At 67.9% G+C, this 21,274-nt stretch carries 16 protein-coding genes; 7 read left to right on the top strand and 9 right to left on the bottom strand.

Features of this window, described 5'->3' with window-relative positions; translation table 11 throughout:
* The first annotated feature begins 40 nt into the window (after nucleotides 1-40).
* Both lysX and A5784_RS23110 read left to right on the top strand, forming a co-directional pair.
* Entirely contained in the window at nucleotides 41-3,355 is a 3,315-nt protein-coding gene (lysX, locus tag A5784_RS23115; RefSeq protein ID WP_064947214.1) for a bifunctional lysylphosphatidylglycerol synthetase/lysine--tRNA ligase LysX, read from the top strand.
* Nucleotides 3,356-3,429: 74 nt separating this feature from the next.
* On the top strand, nucleotides 3,430-4,767 hold the full coding sequence (locus A5784_RS23110; RefSeq protein ID WP_064947248.1) for an alpha/beta hydrolase-fold protein: 1,338 nt from the start codon (nucleotides 3,430-3,432) through the stop codon (nucleotides 4,765-4,767).
* A 10-nt stretch (nucleotides 4,768-4,777) separates the two neighbouring features.
* Here the strand turns inward: A5784_RS23110 and A5784_RS23105 are convergent, their stop codons facing one another.
* Entirely contained in the window at nucleotides 4,778-5,893 is a 1,116-nt protein-coding gene (locus A5784_RS23105; RefSeq protein WP_064947213.1) for a hypothetical protein, read from the bottom strand.
* A complete protein-coding gene (locus tag A5784_RS23100) occupies nucleotides 5,890-7,218 on the bottom strand; it encodes a hypothetical protein (protein WP_064947247.1) in 1,329 nt (442 codons plus the stop codon). Before A5784_RS23100 ends, A5784_RS23105 begins: the two co-directional genes overlap by 4 nt.
* Before the next feature lie 69 nt (nucleotides 7,219-7,287).
* On the opposite strand from A5784_RS23100, the gene A5784_RS23095 reads away from it, so the two are divergent.
* Nucleotides 7,288-7,740 (top strand): hypothetical protein, encoded by a 453-nt coding sequence (locus tag A5784_RS23095; RefSeq protein ID WP_064947212.1) that lies wholly within the window; start codon nucleotides 7,288-7,290, stop codon nucleotides 7,738-7,740.
* Between the two features lie 5 nt (nucleotides 7,741-7,745).
* Here A5784_RS23095 and A5784_RS23090 read toward each other — a convergent pair whose 3' ends face one another.
* From A5784_RS23090 to A5784_RS23080, 3 genes are all read right to left on the bottom strand, one after another.
* Nucleotides 7,746-8,966, bottom strand: a complete 1,221-nt coding sequence (locus A5784_RS23090; RefSeq protein ID WP_064947211.1) for a CHAT domain-containing protein — start codon at nucleotides 8,964-8,966, stop codon at nucleotides 7,746-7,748.
* Nucleotides 8,948-10,681 (bottom strand): hypothetical protein, encoded by a 1,734-nt coding sequence (locus tag A5784_RS23085; RefSeq protein ID WP_064947210.1) that lies wholly within the window; start codon nucleotides 10,679-10,681, stop codon nucleotides 8,948-8,950. The genes A5784_RS23090 and A5784_RS23085 overlap by 19 nt, the downstream gene beginning before the upstream one ends.
* 69 nt (nucleotides 10,682-10,750) lie before the next feature.
* Nucleotides 10,751-11,218 (bottom strand): lipoprotein LpqH, encoded by a 468-nt coding sequence (locus tag A5784_RS23080; protein WP_197514850.1) that lies wholly within the window; start codon nucleotides 11,216-11,218, stop codon nucleotides 10,751-10,753.
* Between the two features lie 103 nt (nucleotides 11,219-11,321).
* Here A5784_RS23080 and A5784_RS23075 point away from each other — a divergent pair, with 103 nt between their 5' ends.
* From A5784_RS23075 to A5784_RS23065, 3 genes are read left to right on the top strand one after another with little or no spacing between them, the layout of a single operon-like run.
* Entirely contained in the window at nucleotides 11,322-11,600 is a 279-nt protein-coding gene (locus tag A5784_RS23075; RefSeq protein ID WP_064947208.1) for a hypothetical protein, read from the top strand.
* 3 nt (nucleotides 11,601-11,603) lie between these two features.
* Nucleotides 11,604-12,767 (top strand): winged helix DNA-binding domain-containing protein, encoded by a 1,164-nt coding sequence (locus A5784_RS23070; RefSeq protein WP_064947207.1) that lies wholly within the window; start codon nucleotides 11,604-11,606, stop codon nucleotides 12,765-12,767.
* Nucleotides 12,767-13,333: a hypothetical protein gene (locus tag A5784_RS23065; RefSeq protein ID WP_064947206.1), complete on the top strand. Its 567-nt coding sequence runs from the start codon at nucleotides 12,767-12,769 to the stop codon at nucleotides 13,331-13,333. Before A5784_RS23070 ends, A5784_RS23065 begins: the two co-directional genes overlap by 1 nt.
* A 3-nt stretch (nucleotides 13,334-13,336) precedes the next feature.
* Here the strand turns inward: A5784_RS23065 and uvrA are convergent, their stop codons facing one another.
* Nucleotides 13,337-16,234, bottom strand: a complete 2,898-nt coding sequence (gene uvrA, locus A5784_RS23060) for an excinuclease ABC subunit UvrA (RefSeq protein WP_064947205.1) — start codon at nucleotides 16,232-16,234, stop codon at nucleotides 13,337-13,339.
* Between the two features lie 73 nt (nucleotides 16,235-16,307).
* On the opposite strand from uvrA, the gene A5784_RS23055 reads away from it, so the two are divergent.
* Nucleotides 16,308-16,991: an MBL fold metallo-hydrolase gene (locus A5784_RS23055; RefSeq protein WP_502687534.1), complete on the top strand. Its 684-nt coding sequence runs from the start codon at nucleotides 16,308-16,310 to the stop codon at nucleotides 16,989-16,991.
* 3 nt (nucleotides 16,992-16,994) lie between these two features.
* Here A5784_RS23055 and A5784_RS23050 read toward each other — a convergent pair whose 3' ends face one another.
* From A5784_RS23050 to A5784_RS23040, 3 genes are all read right to left on the bottom strand, one after another.
* Nucleotides 16,995-17,438 carry a universal stress protein gene (locus A5784_RS23050; RefSeq protein WP_029368284.1) on the bottom strand — a complete coding sequence of 148 codons (444 nt, stop codon included), beginning with the start codon at nucleotides 17,436-17,438 and terminating at the stop codon, nucleotides 16,995-16,997.
* Nucleotides 17,439-17,730: 292 nt separating this feature from the next.
* The gene (locus A5784_RS23045) at nucleotides 17,731-18,585 is read right to left on the bottom strand and encodes an acyl-CoA thioesterase (protein WP_064947203.1); all 855 of its coding nucleotides are present in this window, start codon (nucleotides 18,583-18,585) and stop codon (nucleotides 17,731-17,733) included.
* A 7-nt stretch (nucleotides 18,586-18,592) separates the two neighbouring features.
* Nucleotides 18,593-21,169 carry an excinuclease ABC subunit UvrA gene (locus tag A5784_RS23040; protein WP_232006221.1) on the bottom strand — a complete coding sequence of 859 codons (2,577 nt, stop codon included), beginning with the start codon at nucleotides 21,167-21,169 and terminating at the stop codon, nucleotides 18,593-18,595.
* Nucleotides 21,170-21,274 lie beyond the last annotated feature (105 nt).

The following is a 21,274-nucleotide window of genomic DNA, read 5'->3' as shown; positions in this document are numbered from 1 at the left end:
TCCATCAACTTTCCAAGTTGACCGCCTATCCTCCGGGCATATGACCGTTCTCAGCCGCGCCAGTCGCACGCCGATGCGGCCAAGCACCCGATTCTCCTGGGTTCCGGCCGCCGCGGGCTGGACGGTCGGCGTCATCGCCACGCTGTCGCTCATCGCCAGCGTCTCTCCTCTGGTGCGCTGGGTCATCAAGGTGCCTCGGGAGTTCGTCAACGACTACCTCTTCAACTTCCCCGACACCAGCTTCGCCTGGGCCTTCGTCCTTACCCTGCTGGCGGCTGCACTGGCGGCCCGCAAGCGCATCGCGTGGTGGATCCTGGTCCTCTACATGGTCGGCGCGGTCGGCTGGAACCTGGGCGACCTGGTTGCCGGCGGCGACACCGACACCATGGGCGAGGATGTCGGCGAGATCATCGGCATGGCGTTCCACGTCACCGCCATCGTCTGCCTGGTGTTGGCCCGTAAGCAGTTCTGGGCCAAGGTGCGTCGCGGTGCCCTGCTGAAATCGGCCGTGGCACTGCTGGCCGGTATGGCGATCGGCATCCTGGCGGCGTGGGGTCTGCTGACCCTGTTCCCCGGGACCCTCGACACCAGCGCGCGGTTGCCGTATGCGATCAACCGGGTCAGTGGGTTCGCGACAGTGCCGACCGAGGTGTTCGAGGGGTATTCGCACCCGTTCCTCAACGCGGTGTTCGGGTTGTTCGGCGCCCTGGCGCTGATGGCCGCGGCGGTGGTGCTGTTTCAGTCGCAACGCGCAGCCAATGCGCTGACCGGAGAGGACGAGTCCGCGATCCGCGGACTGCTCGAGCTCTACGGGAAGAACGATTCGCTCGGATATTTCGCGACCCGCCGCGACAAGTCGGTGGTGTTCGCGCCCAGTGGACGCGCGGCGATCACCTACCGCGTCGAGGTCGGGGTGTGCCTTGCCAGCGGGGATCCACTGGGCGATCCGAAGGCTTGGCCACAGGCCATCGAAGCCTGGCTGCGGCTGTGTCAGACCTATGGTTGGGCACCCGGCGTGATGGGCGCAAGTTCGACTGCCGCCGAAGCGTTCCGCGCCGCGGGGCTCAACGCGCTGCAACTCGGCGACGAAGCCATCCTGCACCCGGACAGCTTCCGGTTGTCGGGGTCGGACATGCGCGGTGTACGCCAGGCCGTCACCCGCGCCAAACGGGCCGGCGCCTCGGTGCGGATCCGCCGCCACCGCGAGCTCTCGGCTGCCGAGATGGCCGAGGTGATCCGCAACGCCGACTCCTGGCGTGACACCGAGACCGAGCGCGGCTTCTCGATGGCGCTGGGCCGGCTCGGCGACCCGGCTGACGGCGACTGCCTGCTGGTCGAGGCGATTCAGAAGGACGCCGTGGTGGCGATGCTGTCGTTGGTGCCGTGGGGCGCCAACGGTGTCTCACTCGACGTCATGCGGCGCTCCCCGCAGTCACCAAACGGCACCATCGAATTGATGGTCAGCGAACTGTGCATGCAGGCGGAAACCATTGGCGTGAGCCGTATTTCGCTGAACTTCGCGATGTTCCGCTCGGCGTTCGAGCAGGGTGCACAGCTGGGTGCAGGGCCGGTGGCCCGACTGTGGCGCGGGCTGCTGGTGTTCTTTTCCCGTTGGTGGCAACTGGAGACGCTGTACCGCTCGAACATGAAATACCAACCCGAATGGGTACCGCGCTACGCCTGCTACGAGGAAGCCCGGCTGATCCCCCGGGTCGGCGTCGCGTCGGTGATCGCCGAAGGCTTCCTGGTGCTGCCGTTCTCCCGGCGCAACAAACAGCACACGGGTGAGCACGTCGCCGCGCCGGCGAACCTGGTGGAATCCGGCCGGCTGCACCGCGACGGAAGTGCGCCCGACATCGGCGATCTCGCGCCGGACACGTCGGACAATGCGGAGCTGGCGCGCCTGCCCGAGCAGGTGCGGGTGCGCATGGCCAAGCTCAGGGCGCTGCAGGACAGCGGCGTGGAGGCCTACCCCGTCGGCCAGGCGCCCACCCATACCGTCGCTGCGGCATTGGCGGCCGACGACTCCGAAAGTCTCAGCGTCGCGGGCCGGGTGCTGCGCATCCGCGACTACGGCGGCGTGCTGTTCGCCCAGCTGCGCGACTGGTCCGGGGAAGTCCAGTTGCTCCTCGACGACTCGCGTCTCGACGGCGGCACCGCGCAGTTCACCGCCGCGATCGACCTCGGTGACCTGATCGAGGTGACCGGCACAATGGGCCAGAGCCGCAACGGAACCCGCTCGCTGCTGGTCGAGCAGTGGCGGTTGATCGGCAAATGCCTACGGCCGCTACCGGACAAGTGGAAGGGGCTGACGGACCAGGAGGCCCGCGTGCGGGCCCGCTACGTGGACCTCGCCGTCAACACCGAAGCCCGTGAGTTGATCCGGGCCCGCAGCGGCGCCCTGCAAGCCATCCGGCAGACCCTGTACGCCAAGGATTTCCTTGAGGTCGAGACGCCGATTCTGCAGCAGATCCACGGCGGCGCGAACGCCCGGCCGTTCCTCACCCACATCAACGCCTACGACCTGGACCTCTACCTGCGCATTGCCCCCGAGCTGTATCTCAAACGGCTCTGCGTCGGCGGTGTCGAGCGCGTCTTCGAGCTGGGCCGGGCCTTCCGCAACGAGGGGGTGGACTTCAGCCACAACCCCGAGTTCACCCTGCTTGAGGCCTACCAGGCGCACGCCGACTACAACGTGTGGATCGACGGCTGCCGCGAACTGATCCAGAACGCCGCACAGGCGGCCAACGGCGCCCAGGTGTTCCTGCGGCCACGCACCGACGGTGTGCTCGAGCCCGTGGACATCTCCGGCGAGTGGCCGGTCAAGACCGTGCACGACGCCATCTCCGAAGCCCTCGGCGAGCACATCACCCCCGAAACGGACGTGGACACCCTGCGAAAGCTGTGCAAGGCGGCCGATATCAGCTACCTGACGCACTGGGACGCCGGGGCCGTCGTGCTGGAGATGTACGAGCATCTCGTCGAGGACCGCACCACCGAGCCGACGTTTTACAAGGACTTCCCCACCTCGGTGTCCCCGCTGACCCGGCCGCATCGCAGCATCCCCGGCGTGGCCGAACGCTGGGACCTTGTCGCCTGGGGCGTCGAGCTCGGCACGGCCTACAGCGAGCTCACCGACCCCGTCGAACAACGCCGTCGCCTGCAGGAACAATCGTTGCTGGCGGCCGGTGGCGACCCCGAGGCGATGGAGCTCGACGAGGACTTCTTGCAGGCGATGGAGTACGCCATGCCCCCGACCGGCGGCCTCGGCATGGGCGTCGACCGGGTGGTCATGCTGATCACCGGGCGCAGCATCCGGGAAACCCTGCCGTTCCCGCTGGCCAAACCCCGTTAGCAGCCCGCTCACAGGAAATCGCAAGGATCTTTGATCAGGATTGGCTGGTGACCTTCACCCACCATCTGTCCTTGATGCACGGCTGGGTCCCGATAACAGTGCAGGTCGTGACCGCAATTGCGCTCATCGCGGCGCTCGGTCTGCGTACCCGGCGGTGGTGGCTGATCTGGCTACCGGTAGCCGCAGGTGTCGGCGGTGTGCTCGCCCTCGCCACGTACTGGTACATCCAGAGGGAAGGTATTTCCGACCGGAGCAACCCTGCACCCCGGTCGTTGTGGGTGTGGGTGGCGATCACCGGGGCGGCCGTCGTGGTCCTGCTGGCGGGGTGGCGCGGCAGCCGCTGGTGGCGGCGCGGCGTGTCGACGCTCGCGGTCCCGATGAGCTTGCTGTGCGCGGCGCTGGCACTGAACCTGTGGGTCGGTTACTTCCCGTGGGTGCAGACGGCGTGGAACCAGATGACGGCGGGTCCGCTGCCCGATCAGTCCGACCAGGTGACGGTCGCCGCGATGCAGCGCGAAGGTACCGTTCCGCTGCGCGGCACGGTGGTGCCGGTGGACACGGGCAACACCGCCTCGGGCTTCAAGCACCGCGGCGAGTACGTCTACCTGCCACCCGCGTGGTTCATGAGCAATCCGGCTCCGAAGCTGCCGACCGTGATGATGATCGGCGGCGAGTTCAACACCCCGGCGGACTGGATGCGCGCCGGCAACGTGGTGAAGACGTTGGACGAATTCGCCCGGGCACACCACGGCTACGCACCGGTGCTCGTGTTCGCAGACCCCGGCGGCGCCTTCAACAACGACACCGAATGCGTGAACGGGCCGCGCGGCAACTCCGCCGATCACCTCACCAAAGACGTGATCCCTTACATGAACGCCCACTACGGGGTCAGCCCACTGGCCGCCAACTGGGGCGTGGTGGGCTGGTCGATGGGCGGCACGTGCGCCGTCGACGTATCGGTCATGCACCCCGAACTGTTCAGCGCGTTCGTCGACATCGCCGGTGACATCGGGCCCAACTCGGGCAACAAGGCCCAGACCATCGACCGACTGTTCGGCGGAAACAAAGCGGCATGGGACGCGTTCGATCCCGCCACCGTCATCAACCGGCACGGCCAATACCGAGGTCTGGCCGGCTGGTTCGACGTGAACAACGCGCCGTCGAACACCCGAGTCGCCAAGGTCAGCGACCAGGCCAAGGCCGCCGACGCGCTGTGCGCGTTGGGTTCGGCGCACGGAATCCCCTGCGCCGTCGTCAGTCAGCCCGGGACACACGACTGGCCGTTCGCCTCAAACGCATTCGCCGCATCGCTGCCGTGGCTGGCCGGGGTGATCGGCACGCCGCAGGTCCCCGTCATCGGGCTGCCGTCGGCACCGCGCTCGGCCACCTACATCCAGGCCGCCGCCCGGTGACAGCGGCGGCTCAGTAGTCGGATTCAGCGGCGAGCACCTCGGCGAGGTACGCGTCGGCAGCGACCGCGGCGAGCCGCGTATCCGACACCGCGGCGAGCCGGTTGCGGGCGAAGGCCCGCACCCGGTCCCGAACATGTTGCGGCTCACCGGCAGCGGTGGCACCGATCGCCACCTCGGCCGGCGACCAGTCCAGGTTCCATGCGTGCGACTCCGGCAACGCTGCACCGTCCGCGCCGAGCACCGCAAGCGCCGCACGCCCGTCGGCGTCGAGCACACCGGTGCCGCGGTAGTCTCCGCAGCGGACCGCCGCGGCAATACCGGCGGGATGATCGGGTCCGCACACAGCCACCTGCACAAGGCAATTCACCGATGACCCGACGGGTACGACGGTCCAGTCGACGGTCCGCTCGGCAGCGTCGAAAATGCCCGGCGGCACCGCCGTCCAGCTCACCGTCGAGACTCCCCCGGCGATCGCCGCAGCGGCGCGGCCCGCCTCGGCGGCACCGGCGGCCAGCGCGTAGTCGGACCGACGCCGCGTCGGCTCGGCAACGTGCCAACCGAGGCCGATGTCCTCGGCCAGCTCACGGCAGCGGTCCACCAGCGCGATCACTCGGGGATCCCCTTGTGCAGAAAGGTTGTTCAAAGCGGACACGTGCGGAGCCAGTAAGGCATCGACGTCGGAGTCCAGGGTGTCGTCAGTGAGAAAGTCCTCGGCCGCCACAGTCGACACCGCGAGCTCGGCGTCGAGTACCGCTCGGTCCAGAGCCGCGATACCGTCGCGGTCGCTGGCGGGCCACCACCGCCGCAGCCAGTGCCCGAAGGCCAACCGCCGCAGCGCATCCGTGGAACCGGGCAGCACCGCAACCCCGGGCAGGTCGACGGCCTGTGCCGTGCCGCCGGCGGCGTCGCGCAGCGCTTCGACGACCGCGACATGGCCGTCTTCCCCGACGACGCGCCAAAGCCAGTCAGCCCGAAGGTGATCGGTGAACGTGATGACGGGCGCGGCAGCTCCGTCGTCGACCACCCACGACAGCACGGCACCACTGACCTCGAGCACCGCCACCAGCGGGGCCGGTTCGGTCAGTGTGCCGCTGCTCCACAGCCCGGATTCGATGTCGAGCTTCATCCGGCCACCTGCACTTCCAGCATCGCCTTGATGCGCTGGCGATGGTCCAGGCTCACCGACCGCGCCACGCCCTCCAGCAGCGCACGGACGTCGTCGATGTCTTCACAGGATTCCTGCCAGACGTCCCGCCCGTGCAATCGGGCCCACAGCCGGCTCAGGTACGGGCGGGCGAATGCCGCCAGATCGTCGACAACCTGTTGCTGCCGCGGATGAATCGCCGCGCCGCCCGCCAGGTAGCGGCGCGCGTGCAGTACGTAGGCCTCCTTGGCGAGCCGGGACTGGATACGGGCCGACAACTCGTAGCGCGCCGACGCCGAGGCCGCCAGCGGCTGCAAATCGCCTGCCACCTCGATACCGGTCAGCAGCACCGCCTGCTTGTCTTCGGCGAGCAGACCCCATGGCGCGCAAGCCCGATCGACCTCTTCGGCACACAGCAACGGAACGTCGGGAAGCTCGTCGCGGTCCAGGGCGCGGCGAAGCGTGGCCCGGACCCGGTCGGCGACAGTGCGGTCCAGCGGTCGGTCACCGACGGGCACCCCGTCGACAGTCGGGAGTTTTTGCGGTGCAACAGAACTCAGACCCACCTCGACGATGGACCAGGGCAGTGTGCCGGGCTGGGTGTGTGCCGTCGCACCGAGGTTGTAGGGGGTGGCATCGGCGACCAGCGCCGACCACACCCGCTGCCGGGCCACCGTCGCGCGATGGCTCTCCGCCGGACCGAGCACGGTCGCGAGCCCCGCGAAGAACGGTCCGGTCATGGCGCCGGTCGGCTGCACGTCGTGCCAGCTGCGCTCGAGTTGCCGGGTCAAGCGGGCAACCACCTGTGGATCATCGAGATGCGCGTTGAGTGTTTCGATTCCGGTCCGGTCGCGGCCCTGATGGATGTCGCGCAGCACGCCGGCCGCAGTCTGCTCATCCTCGACGCCGGGAGTGCCTCGCGTGACCGCGAGCTCGAAACACACCGGGAAGTAAAGCTCCTGGGCGTTGCCCGAGGTGATGCGCTGCTGCCGCCGTTGCGCTTTGAGCATCACGAACCAGTCCGCCGCCGCCCGCAATTGCGGTGCGTGGGCAGCGATGGTGTCGTGCATCTCGGCGGCCACCGCAGGTTCCAGCACCGGAGCGGAGAACTGAGCGTTGCTGCGCAGACGCAGCACGAGTGGGTCGATGATCCGTTTGACGGTCCGGCGCAGCGGGCCGCCGTCATCACTGCTGAGTACTTCGACGCCCGGGCCGATGGAGCGCCAGGCCCGCTCGATCACCGCGCGACGCGGCTGCGCCGAACCCACCACGGTCCGTGCCGTCGTCGCGTCCGACCCGATGCTCACCAGCACCAGGATAGGGCCGGCCACCGAACTTGGGTTCGGTAGTCGCCGGACAGCCGGACGCTTGTCGGCATGACCGATGCATTGACGCTCACCGTGTTCTGCCTGATCTGCGGCGCCGCAGGCGTCGTGCTCGCCACCGCGCACCGGGCCCGACGGGCCTGCTACGGGGACGATGAAGCCACCGAACGCCTGATGACCATCGACGAACTGGTGGCCGCGTTCGACGAGATGTTTCTGCGCAAGGGCCTGATCACCGGCGGGCAGCTGGCGTTGATCCGCACCGGCACACACGCGGTCGGCGTGGTGACGGGCATGCGCGCCACGGGAACCACCCGCGAGGACTTCCGTGAGGTCGAGTTGGATCTCATGGTGAGCAGACCTGGCGGCGGCCAGTTCCCGGCCATCCAGACCGCGTTGGTCCCGGCGACGTCGCTGCCGAAGGTCGCACCGGGCAGCGTGATCGACGCCTACTACCGACCGGGCGATGAGAGCACCATCGCGGTGTTCGTCTCCCCCGCCTGAGGCTTTCACCGGGCCCCGCCGACGGTGAAGCTGGCCAGCGCCGCCCAATGCAGCGGGCTGGCCGCGCGGTCGCCGTCACGCCAGCGCCGCAACTGGGACCGTTGCCAGCGGTTCACCGCGCAGCCCGCGGCATCTTCCCTGTGGGCCAGGTCGACCGCCGCGACCGTCTCGGCCATCGGATCGAAGACTGAATCTGTTGTGGCAGTGTAGAACTGGTGATATCCCGCAGTGGTCGGCAGTGACCACAACGTCGCGGTCACCAGCTCGGCGCCACCGAGGATCATCGCCGCCACCAACCCGGTGGCCTCATCGAAGCGGTAGTCGCCACCCGACGCACAGGCCAGCAGAGCGACCCGCGGTGGAATCGCCAGGCCTGCCGACATCACGTCGGCGGCGGTCAGTGGGGCCGGCTCTGCCAGGTGTAGCGCGGCACGGTCGGCGTAACCGGCGTCTCCTTCGGCCGCACTGGCGTGCCCGACGTAGAGCAGCCGGGCCGGATCCTGGGCACACGCCTGGGCCAGCCAGTGCCGATCGGTGTCGGTGCGGCGGAACAACTCGGCGGGCTCGGCGACGGTGGGCAGCACCCGACCCGAAGCGACCAGATCGGCGAAATGGCGAGCCAGCGGCGTCTGCGGGGACGGCCTGCCGAGTACCGACCCCAGCGCCGAACCCGGGCGCTGCCCGGGGATGCGAGGGTCGAGCAGCAGGACGGCCGCACCATTGCGGTGATCCTCCCAGCACATCTGCCGTCGGGGCGCGTGCACGATGTTCGGCGGCACCGCCATGAGGACATCGACGAGTTCGATCAGGCGGATTCCGTCGGGACCGGGCATGACAAGTTGACCCCACGGCACCCGGCCCAACCGTGGGCTCGGCGTGACGAACAGCTGCGGCCGCGGCGACGCAACGCTCTCGGCGAGCAGCCGCCAGCCGTCCGGGGAGATCAGTTGCTCACCGAGTGCCGCCCCGAGCGCGTGTTCGGTGTCGGGGAACGCGAAAGCCCCAGTGGCCAAGGATCGTTCGATGGCGTCAGCGGCGCCTTCTCCGGGACGTGGATCCGGCAGCGCGGCGTCGAGCGCATCGCACGCGGCCCGCAGCTGCGGCTCCTCGATCACCCAGGTGACCGACCGGTGCGCCTCCCCCACCACGCGCAGACTGGCGTAGGTGGCGATGCCGACGTCCGCGAATCGCAGGACCAGTGTTGCGGTCACGGCCACGTCTGCCATGCGTCGCCTGCGGCGGTGACATCGCGGCCATACCGCTGCCGGGCCAGGTCCCGGTATCGGCTCATGATCGGAGCGGCCTGCGGGTCCATGCGCAGCGGCGGCAGCGGGCCCAGCCTGGTCAGGCCCGTACCGCCGACGGCGGGCGCGGCGGCGGCAATCGCAAGTTCGGGTGCGAGCTCGGCCTCGACGGGCACCGCAGCGGTCGCGGTGCCCGTCCAGTCGCTCGCCTGCTGCTCAAGCGGCTCAGCTGTGAAAGTACCTCGTGCACTGTGATATTCGACGAGCTCGCAGGTGAGTTCGACATTGTCGGATTCCCACGCCACCGCAAACGCGCCCGCCAGCAGCGGGGCCGACACACAGCTGGCCCAGCGCATCCTGGCACCGGCGTCGGGGATGGTGTAGCGCACGGAATCGACCGCCAGCGCGGCGGGTACCTTCAGATCGGCTGCGCGCTGGAGCTTTTCGATCGCTCGGGTGTACTCGGGAGAGCCTGGGGCACAGTCGACCACGGCCAGGCCCGCCGCGTGCCGCGTCTCGACCTGATGCCAGTTGCGGCCCGGCTGCGCGAAGCCGTCGAAACCCATCTCGGCAAGCGCGTCGGCGCGCCAGACATTGCCGAGGTGGGAATCCAGCCGTGCGTACTGCAGCCAACTGTGCCGCGGTGCGGAATCCAGCATCTGCCGCGCCTGCGCGACCTGTTCGCGGGCCTCGTCGAAGGCCCCGCGGAAGATGGCGATCCAGCTGCGCTGCAACAGGATACGGTGAATATGCAGCGGCTTCTCGATCTCCCGCCAGTGCCGCTCGGCGTGCGACCAGCACTCGTCGGCCTCCTGCAAGGCCCCGACGGCCAGCCGGATCAGGCCGAAGTACAGCCAGCTTCGGGACACATCGTGAGCGCGGGCATGCTCGGCGATCACCGGGTAGGCCTCGTGCACCAGCCGCTGGGTCTCGGCGATGTCGCCGGCCGACCAGGCCGCCGCGGCCCGTTCCAGTTGCGCTCGGGAGGTGGCGAGCCGCCAGCCGCGCGATTCGGCCCTCGCGCCGCCCCGGCGCAGCCACGGTTCGGCCTCGGCCAGGCGCCCGGATTCCACACAGAACCGGCCGTAACCCAGCGCGGCCGCGACGAACAGGTGGTCGGACTCCTCGGTGTCCCCGTCGAGGTGACCGTCCACGACGTCGAGAACCTCGTTCCACAGCGGCTCCGACCGGGCGTAGAGGTCGTCGTCGCACAGACCCGTCGCGAGCAGGATGCGGGCATAACAGACGAGGCGCGCGTGCTCCGCGTCGAGATCGGCGAAGTCTCCACGCACCGCGATCAGTGCCGCCACATGGTGCTCGGCGTCGTCGTGCTCGCCGCGCGCGGCCGCCAGACCGGCGGCGAGAAATTCGGCACGGCGCGTGTAGCGGCAGATCATGTGGTCGACCTCCGCATCCGTCATGGTGACCTTGGCGGCCTCCTCGGGCTTGGCGCCTGCCCGAATCTCCGTGTAGTGGGCCAGGCACTCCCGGATACGCCGGATGGCTTCCACCACACCGTCGTACGCGGTGCGCACCAGATAGATCTCGCCGAGTTGGGCGAACACCTCCAGCGCGTAATCGTCGCGGTCGGCCTGCTCGATCTGCGGCATCAAGGACAGCAGCAAGTCCTTGGCGGCGCCCTCTTCGGCGGCCAGCGCCAAGTGACGCGCGCGCTCCAGGTCGCCGATGATCGTCACATCCGCATCATAGGAACGCGGCGGGCGGGCCGGGTGGATTGCTTGCCCGCCCGCCGCTTCCGGGCCGGATCAGCTGCAGCTCACCGTGATGGTGAACGGCTTGGTGATCATTCCGGCCATCGGGTTCTTCATGTCGGCGCCCGACGCCTCGCCGCTGATGGTGTACGTGCTGCCGTCGACCTTGACCTCGGCAGAGCCGACTTTGACGCCCATGTTGTCGCTGACCGACAGGGCGCTGCCGTCGTACACCAGTCCCAGGGTCTGCACCTTGGGAGTGGCCTCATCGGTCATCACGACGCCGAGACCCTGCTGGCCGCCGACGGCTCCACTGGCCACGGTGATCTTGCCGGCCTGCTTCACACAGGTCACCGAGTTGAGGTCGAGGCCTGCCAGGTCGGATCCATCGACCTTGACCGCGGTGTTTCCCCCGGTGCTCACCTTGGCGTTGCCCGCGGCCGTGGACTTGTCGCTCGAGCAGCCCACCACCACCGCGCCGACAGCGGCCAGTCCCACGGCGCCTGCGATAACCCGGTTGATCGTCTTGGCGGTCATTGCCGTCTTCCCTTCGTTCTTCGCGTCGCCCCCATGGCTCCGTCGTGCCCCAAGTCTTTGCGGGCGGTACCGCTACCGATCCCAAGAAATGTCAGTTGTCGCAGGTAACGTGGGGTGGGTGACAGACGAGCCAGCCTTGCCTTCTGCACCCGAAGAGCCCGGGTACACCGCCGAGGGCGTGCCGACGTTCGATTCGGTGCGGGAGAAGATCGAGACGCGTTACGGCACCGCGATCGGCGCCTCCGAACTGGCCGCAGAGACCCCCGAGGGCCGCGCGGTCGAAGAGCAGTACGCGGCCCGGCAGCAGGCCGCCGCAGAGCGCCTGCAACAGATTCGGGAGTCCATGCGCGATCACGGCGACTCCTGACCGGTGCGCACCTTCACGCCGGCCGAGCGGCGGGCGCGGCTGGCCCGACGCCACTTCCTGAACCGACCAGGCCCGTCGGTGCCCGGCGTCACCGCTGATCTTGTCGGCCTGCACGCCACCGACCCGGCGACGCCTTACCTGTCCCTGTGGGCGCGGCTGCCCGGTTTCACCGTCAGCGATCTCGATGCGCAGTTGTATCACCAGCGCACGGTGGTCAAACACCTCGCGATGCGCCGCACGCTGTGGGTTGTCCGCACCGAGGATCTGGCCGCGGTGCAGGCCGCTGCCAGTGACCGGGTGGCCGACAATGAGCGGCGCCGGTTGATCGCCGACGCACAGAAAGCCGGCGTGGCCACCGACGGGACACGCTGGCTCGACACTGCGTGCGATGCAGTGGTCAGCCACCTGCGCGAGCAAGGGCCCACGCCTGCTGCGCACCTGCGCGCTGCGCTGCCCGCGTTGCACGGCAGTTACAATCCAGCCCCAGACCGGAGCTGGGGTGGTGAAACACCGCTGGCACCAAGGGTTTTGACAGTTCTCGGGGTGCGCGGTGACATCGTCCGGGGGCCCAACGACGGCGCCTGGACCACATCGAGGCCCCGCTGGGTCGCGATGTCCGACTGGCTCGACGATGCGGCTGTGGCAGCGGATCCGGAGGTCGCCAGGGCCCAGCTGGTCCGGACCTGGCTGCGCACCTTCGGGCCTGCCACCGTCACCGACATCAAGTGGTGGTTCGGCAACACCTTGACCTGGGCGCGTCACGCGCTGCGCGACATCGACGCGGTCGAGGTCGATCTGGACGGCTCCGCCGGCTATGTGCTGCCCGACGATCTCGACGTCGAGCCGGAGCCCGAGCCGTGGGGTGCGCTGCTGCCCGGGCTCGATGTCACCACGATGGGCTGGTTCGACCGCGACTGGTATCTCGGCGGGCACCGCAGCCAGGTGTTCGACAGCAACGGCAATGCCGGGCCCACCGCATGGTGGAACGGCCGGGTCGTGGGCGGCTGGGGCCAGGATGCCGACGGCCGGGTCGAGCTGCACCTGCTCGACGAGATCGGCCGGGACGGCACCCGGCAGTTGCAGCGCCGCGCCGACGCGTTGACCGAGTGGCTCGCCGGCGTACGGATCAAGCCCCGTTTTCCGTCGCCACTGTCGAAGGCGCGCTGATGCGCATCGCGAGCTGGGTGCTGCTGGCGCTGACCGCAGGCGCGGTCCTCAGCCTGCTCTACGGCATGAGCTTTCCGGGTGAACCGTCCGACGCGTTCTTCATCGCGGCGCTGACGCTCGTCCCGTTGTTCGTGATCTGGTGCGTCGCGGGCATTGCGCTGCGCCTGCAGGGCGGTCGGCGCGATTGGGCGGTCATGCTGGCCTGCCCCGTCCTGGTCATCACGGGCATCGCGTTGGCGTGCACCAACATTCCGCTGCAACTGCACTGGTGGGTGGCGCAGCCATCGTTCGAGGCGGCCCTGACGGCGTTCGAGAGCGACGAGACTTTCGGACACCAGCCGCATCGCATCGCCGGCTACACCGTCGAGGACATCTCACGCCGGACGGACAACTTCATCGACTTCTCTCGCCGCGACGACATGAACGGCTCGGACGGGTTCGCCTACAGCGTCGACGGCAGCGCGCCCCAGACCGTGCACCACGTAGAGAGCGACTTCGTCATGGCATCGGTGAAACGCCTTGGCCCGCATTGGTTCGCGTTCCAGAGCTACCACACCATGAACTGATGGTCAGGCGCTGACCTTGCGACGCTTGGGTTTGGCCGCGGGCACGTCGTCGAGCAGTTCGGTCAGGAACTGGCCCGTGTAGCTGTCCGGGTTGGCGGCCACGTCCTCGGGGGTGCCGGATGCCACGACGGTGCCGCCGCCTGCCCCGCCTTCGGGCCCCATGTCGACGATCCAGTCGGACGTCTTGATGACATCGAGGTTGTGCTCGATGACGATCACCGTATTGCCCTTGTCGACAAGGCCGTTGATCACTTTGAGCAGCTTGCGGATGTCCTCGAAATGCAGACCCGTGGTGGGCTCGTCGAGGATGTAGATCGTGCGCCCGGTGGACCGCTTCTGCAGCTCGGCCGCCAGCTTGACGCGCTGAGCCTCGCCGCCGGACAGGGTCGGCGCGGGTTGGCCCAGCCGCACGTAGCCCAGGCCGACATCGACCAACGTCTTGAGGTACCGGTGGATCGAGGAGATCGGTTCGAAGAACTCGGTGGCCTCCTCGATGGACATGTCGAGCACCTCGGAGATGGTCTTGCCCTTGTAGTGCACCTCGAGGGTTTCCCGGTTGTATCGGGCGCCGTGGCACACCTCGCACGGCACGTACACGTCGGGCAGGAAGTTCATCTCGATCTTGATGGTGCCGTCACCCGAGCAGGCCTCGCAGCGGCCGCCCTTGACGTTGAACGAGAACCGACCGGGTTGGTAGCCACGGACTTTGGCCTCGGTGGTGGCCGCGAACAGCGAGCGGATCTTGTCGAAGACGCCCGTATAGGTCGCCGGGTTGGACCGCGGCGTGCGGCCGATGGGCGACTGGTCGACGCGCACCAGCTTGTCGAGCTGATCCAGCCCATTGACCCGGGTGTGCCGGCCCGGCACCTGCCTGGCGCCGTTGAGTTTGTTGGCCAGCACCGAGGCCAGGATGTCGTTGACCAGAGTCGACTTGCCCGACCCGGACACCCCGGTCACCGAGGTGAGCACGCCCAGCGGGAACGCGACGTCGATCTCTCTGAGGTTGTTCTCCCTGGCTCCGACCACGGTGATCTGGCGGCGCTTGTCGGTAGGCCGGCGCAGTGCGGGCACCTCGATGCTCTCTTTGCCGGAAAGGTAAGCGCCGGTGAGAGATTCGGGGTTGCGCAGCAACTCAGCGTAGGTGCCGCTGTGCACGATGCGGCCACCGTGCTCACCCGCAGCCGGCCCGATGTCGACGACCCAGTCGGCATGCGCGATGGTGTCGAGGTCGTGCTCCACGACGATGAGGGTGTTGCCGAGATCGCGCAGCCGCACCAAGGTGTCGATGAGTCTGCGGTTGTCGCGCTGATGCAGGCCGATGGACGGCTCGTCGAGGACGTAGAGCACGCCGACCAGACCGGAGCCGATCTGGGTGGCCAACCGGATGCGTTGTGCCTCACCGCCGGACAGCGTCGCCGCCGCCCGCGACAACGACAGGTAATCCAGGCCGACGTCGAGCAGGAAGCCCAGCCGGGACTGGATCTCCTTGAGCACCTGCCCGGCGATGGCCTGCTCGCGGTGGCCCAGGGTCAGCGCGTTCAGGAAGTCGGCGCAATCGGCGATGGACAGCTCGGCGACCTGCGCGATGGACTTGTCCCCGTAGTCCCCCGCTGCGAGCGTTACCGCGAGAATCTCCGGCTTGAGCCGCGTGCCGTTGCACTCCGGGCACGGGATGTCGCGCATGAAACCCTCGTAGCGTTCCTTCATCTGCTCCGAGTCGGTCTGCTCCATGCGTCGCTGCAGGAATGCCATGACGCCTTCGAAGTCGGCGTAGTAGGACCTGGTGCGGCCGTACCGGTTCTTGTACCGGACGTGTACCTGGTGATCCGAGCCCTCCAGAATCGCCTTGCGCGCCTTGGCCGGAAGCTTCTTCCACGGGGTGTCGATGTCGAATCCGAGCTGATCCCCCAGACCCGACAGCATGCGGGTGAAGTACTCGGCGGACTGGCCCACCGCCCACGGTGCGACGGCACCTTCGGCCAGGGTCAGCTCGGGGTCGGGCACTACGAGGTCAGGGTCGACCTCTTTACGGATACCCAGGCCGGTGCACTCCGGGCAGGCGCCGTACGGCGAGTTGAACGAGAACGACCGGGGTTCCAGATCGTCGACGGCCAGGGGGTGCCCGTTGGGGCAGGCCAGCTTCTCCGAGAACCGCTGCTCGCGGTGCGGATGGTCGTCCTCACGGTCGACGAACTCCAGGACCACGATGCCGTCGGCCAGGTTCAGCGCCGTCTCCACCGAGTCGGTGAGCCGCTGCTTGGCGCTGGCCTTGACCGTCAGGCGGTCGACCACCACCTCGATGTCGTGCTTCTCCTGCTTCTTGAGCTTCGGCGGATCGGTCAGCGGATGCACCACACCGTCGACCCGCACACGGCTGTAGCCCTGGGTGTTGAGCTTGTCGAACAGGTCGACGAACTCGCCCTTGCGGGTCCGCACCACCGGGGCGAGCACCTGGAACCGCAGCCCCTCGTCCATGGCCAGCACCTGATCGACGATCTGCTGCGGGGTCTGCCGGGCGATGCGCTCACCACAGACCGGGCAGTGCGGCGTGCCCGCCCGCGCGTACAGCAGACGCAGATAGTCATAGACCTCGGTGATGGTGCCGACGGTCGACCGCGGGTTGCGGTTGGTGGACTTCTGGTCGATGGACACCGCAGGCGAGAGGCCCTCGATGAAGTCGACGTCAGGCTTGTCCATCTGGCCGAGGAACTGCCGCGCGTACGCCGACAGCGATTCGACGTAGCGACGCTGCCCCTCAGCAAAGATGGTGTCGAAGGCCAGCGAGGACTTCCCCGACCCGGACAATCCCGTGAACACGATCAGCGCGTCACGCGGCAGGTCGAGGTCCACTCCTCGCAGGTTGTGCTCGCGGGCACCCTTCACGATCAGGCGGTCAGCCACGCGCTTCCTTTCAGACGACAGACTTCACGCCCATGCTATGTGCGACCACCGACAAGCCCGATACCGTGATGGGGTGACTCCTCCCAGCATCACCGTCAGCGATACGTACACCGGCCACGTCGAGCCCCATACGGCCGCACGGCGCACTGCGGGCGGGGCGACGATCGTCAAGGCTTCAGTAGGCCCGATGGACAACAACGCCTACCTGGTGACCAGCACGAAGACCGGGGACACACTGCTCATCGACGCGGCCAACGACGCCGACGCCCTGCTGGAGCTCATCAAGACCACCGCCCCCAAGCTGGACCTGATCGTCACCAGCCACCAGCATTTCGACCATGTGCAGGCACTGGAAGCAGTGGCGAAGGCCACCGGCGCCCCGACCGCGGCACATCAACTCGACGCGGAAGCGCTGCCGGTGAAGCCCGACCGGATCCTGGCCGACGGGGACACCATCACGATCGGTGACCTCACCCTCGATGTGATTCACCTGCGGGGACACACACCGGGTTCGGTCGCGCTGGCCCTGAAATCGTCCGACGGCGTGACGCACCTGTTCACCGGCGACTGCCTGTTCCCGGGCGGCGTGGGCAAGACCTGGCAACCCGGCGATTTCGAAACCCTGCTGGGCGATGTGACCAGCAAGGTCTTCGATGTTTACGACGACAACACGGTCGTCTACCCCGGACACGGCGACGACACCACGCTGGGCGCTGAGCGGCCCAGCCTGTCCGAATGGCGCGAACGCGGCTGGTAGCCGCTAGCTGGTGTGGACGATGAGCACGTCGGTCTTGGACCGGCGTGCCACGTTCGCGGGTACCGAACCGAGAAGCCGGCCTGCGATGGTGCTCAGGCCCACGTTGCCGACCACGAGCAGATCTGCCTTCACATCCTCGGCCAGCTCGACGAGCGCGTCCACCGGGGCGCCGACGACCGGGCGCTCCTCGATGTCGGTGGCACCGGCGGCCTTGGCGCGCTCGGTCGCCTCGCGCAGGATGGCGTAGATGGGGGCATTGCCTGCCATCTGGTAGCCCTCGTCCTTGAGCACGTCGGCGGCGCGCTGGTCTTCGCTCTGGGGGAAGTACGCGGTCGCCACGATCAGCTTCGCGTTCGACCCGGCGGCGATCTGACCGGCGCGGTCCACGGCACGCAGCGACGAATCAGATCCGTCCGTACCGACCACCACGGTGCGATAGGCGCTCATCCATACCCTCCCAGTGTCAGTTGCAACGCCATCCGCGACAGTAACCCGATGCCGGCTGAACACGGGCACAATTCACGACACCCGCATGCACAACCGGCAAAACAACCGACGTTCTCCGACCGGTGGCGTCTACCGCGACTGATGTTAACCGCAGCGGGCGCAGAATCGGCACCAACCGTGACCTACGCTACGCGCGTCGCCCCGACGTCGCCAAGGCCCGGCTGGGCCCGTTCCATGACGTGGCTCACATACTGTGGTGAAAGTCGTTGCCCACCACCACCTTCGATGAATCTCAGCGAGACCGGTCACGACCGAAGTACAACTCCTGAGTCGCAGTGCACACGAGTTGGCCTGCGCGGTTGTACATCGTTGCGCCGGCGAGCCCTCGCCCGTGAATTCCACTGGGCGACACTTGATCGGAGAGCACCCAATCCGACAAGTCGGCAGGCCGCTGGAACCAGACGGCATGGTCGATGAGCGCGGAGAACGATCTGAGCTGAGAGGTGCGCCGCGTCGTCATCGCCGTCTCCAGCATCGTGGTGCCCGAGACATAGGTGAGCAGGCAGCTGTTGAGCACGGGATCATCGGTCACGGATTCTGCTGGGCGCCACCACATTCGGGTCCGCTCCGGAGGTGAGGGCAGATCCATCGCCAACCTGGGCGGGGCGTCGACGTAACGACGCTCGATGGCTTGCGGACGCACCCACAATCCGCCGAACTCATCGGCGTACGCACGGAGCTGATCCTCCATCGCAGGCAACGATTCCGGATCCGGAACATCGGGCAGCGACCGCTGATACTCGGCGCTGTCGACGGGTGCACTGAACGAGGCCAGCGCCTCCAGCAGGATCTCCCCGCCCTGATGCGCGGTGACCTGGCGCGTCGACAAGGTGCCGCCGTCGCGCAGCCGGGCCACTCTGATCTGCACGGGGTACCTCGCATCACCGGCGCGCAGCAGGTAGACGTGCACACTGTGCGGCAGCCGCCCCGTCGCGGTGCGACCGGCCGCCATCAGCGCTTGCGCGGCGATGTGGCCGCCGATGATGTGGTGGTCGGCGTTGTCGATCTGGTCGGCGACGAACGTGTCGTCGCCGGTTGCGGTGAGGTTGAGGGTCGTGATGATGTCAGCGAGCTGCGGCAGGGGCACCGCCGCATTATTCGGTATGGCTCGCCGCGAGCTTCAGGGCGTCGGCCAGGTACGGGGCGCTGACGCTGTCGGCGTGCGTCGCGGCTTCCGCGGGTGTGCCGGTCGCGACGATGCGGCCACCTTCCCCTCCGGCACCGGGACCGAGGTCGATGACGTAATCAGCCTGCGCGACGACCCGCATGTCCAGTTCGACGACCACGACGGTGTTGCCGGCGTCGACCAGCTTCTGCAAGTGCACCATCAGCCGGTCGGTGTCGGCGGGGTGCAACCCTGCCGACGGTTCGTCGAGCAGGTAGAGCGCGTCTCCGCGGTGCGCCCGTTGCAGCTCGGTGGCGAGTTTGACGCGTTGGGCTTCGCCGCCCGACAACTCGGTGGCGGGCTGCCCCAGCCGCAGGTAGCCCAGCCCGACATCGCACAGCACCGTCAGCGAACGCAGTATCTCGGCTTCGCCCTCGAAGAAATCGCGGGCCTGCTCGACACCCATCTGCAGGATCTCGGCGATGTTGCGGTCGCGCCAGGTGATCTCCAATGTGCTTGCCTTGTAGCGAGTTCCGTCGCAGTCCGAGCATGGGGTGTAGACGCTGGGCAGGAACAGCAACTCGACCATCACCCACCCTTCACCCTCACAGGTGGGGCATCGCCCCGATGCGACGTTGAACGAGAACCGGCCGGCCTTGTAGCCACGGCTGCGCGCTTCCGGCGTCTCGGCGAAACGACGACGGATGTGGTCGAACATCCCGGTGTAGGTGGCGACGTTGGACCGCGGGGTGCGGCCGATGGGCTTCTGGTCTATGCACACCACCCGGCGCAATCCGCCGATGTCACCGACGATCTCACCGTGAACCGGTGCGGATTCGCCTGCCAGCAGCAGATCGTCCTCATCGGACGTGTCGTCGGTCGCGCCGCTCACCGGGGCGCCCAAGTGCTCGGCGACGAGCGTCGGCAGCGCCTGACTGACCAGACTCGATTTTCCCGCACCCGAGATTCCGGTGACCGCTGTCAGGCACTTCAGCGGGAACGACACTGACACGTCATGAAGATTGTTGCGGCTCACGTGTTCCAACCGCAGCCAGCCGCCCGGCTCCCGCGGGTTCCGCTTCACCGGTTTCGTCAGACCGAAAAGGTAACGGCGCGTGGATGATTCATCCACCTCAGCGAGACCGGCGGGCCGCCCGCTGTAGAGAATCTGGCCGCCTCGCTCGCCGGCGCCCGGGCCGATGTCGACCAACCAGTCTGCGGCGCCGATGATGTCGAGCGAGTGCTCGACGAGGAAGACGCTGTTACCCCGTCCCTTCAATCCCTGCAGAATGCCCAGCAGCGCGTCCCGGTCGCGTGGGTGTAGGCCGGCCGAGGGCTCGTCGAGCACATACACCACCCCGAAAAGCTGTGACGACAACTGGGTGGCCAGGCGCAACCGCTGCAATTCACCCGACGACAACGTCGGAGTACTGCGGTCCAGCGAGAGGTAGCCCAGCCCCAAATCCATGATGGGATGCAGCCGCTCAAGGATCTCGGCCGCCAAACGCCCAGCGGCGGCCCGCTTTTCGACGGCGATATCGGAATCCGCGTGATGGGTCGGCGTACCGGCAGCCACCGGCTCCAACAGCTCGGCGAGCCGGTTGAGGGTCAGGCCGGACAACTCGGCGATATCGAATCCCTCGAAAGTGACCGACAGCGCCTCGGGCTTGATCAGCTTGCCGTGACACGTCGAACACACCGCGCCGCGGACGAACTGGGAGACGCGCTTCTTCATCTGCGCGCTCTTGGTGTTGGCGAAGGTGTCCAGGACGTAGCGCCGCGCGCCGGTGAACGTGCCCTGGTAGCTGGGCTCCATCTCCATTGCCACGGCGCGACGCGTCTGCGCCGGGGTGAACCCCGCGTACACCGGAGCGGTCGGGCGTTCGTCGGTGTAGAGGATCCAGTCCCGATCCTTCTTCGGCAGGTCCTTCCACGGCGTGTCGACGTCGTAGCCCAGCGACACCAAGATGTCGCGCAGGTTCTGCCCGTGCCACGCCGCAGGCCACGCGGCGATGGCCCGGTCGCGGATCGTCAGCGACGGATCCGGGACCATGAGTTCCTCTGGCACCTCGTACACCCGGCCGATGCCGTGGCACGTCGGGCAGGCACCTGGCACGGTGTTCGGCGAGAAATCCTCGGCGAACAGCATGGGTTGGTCCGCCGGGTAATGCCCTGCCCGCGAGTAGAGCATCCGCACCAGGCTCGAGAGCGTGGTCACGCTGCCGACCGACGACCGGGCGCTGCCCGCGCCCCGGTGCTGCTGCAGGGCCACCGCGGGCGGCATCCCCTCGATGGAGTCGACGTCGGGAACACCGACCTGGTCGATCAGTCGACGCGCGTACGGCGCGACCGATTCCAGATAGCGCCGCTGCGATTCGGCGAACAACGTGCCGAAGGCCAGTGATGACTTGCCCGACCCGGACACACCGGTGAACACCACCAGGGCGTCCCGCGGAACATCGACGTCGACGTTCTTGAGGTTGTGCTCGCGGGCACCGCGCACCCGGACATCGGCCGGTATGTCCGCCGACCGCTCATCCCACGGCCGCTCCAACGATCTGGTCACACCACGCGACCCTAGCCGCGACTCGAAAGGGTAGTAGAACCCGTACCGAGACCCACCCGTTACGGGTCATCGGCACGATCGGGGCGGCCGGACGGCATTCGACAA

Source organism: Mycobacterium sp. 852013-50091_SCH5140682 (genome assembly GCF_001665685.1).
Taxonomy (GTDB): Bacteria; Actinomycetota; Actinomycetes; order Mycobacteriales; family Mycobacteriaceae; genus Mycobacterium.
This window is presented reverse-complemented; position numbering and strand designations above follow the sequence as displayed.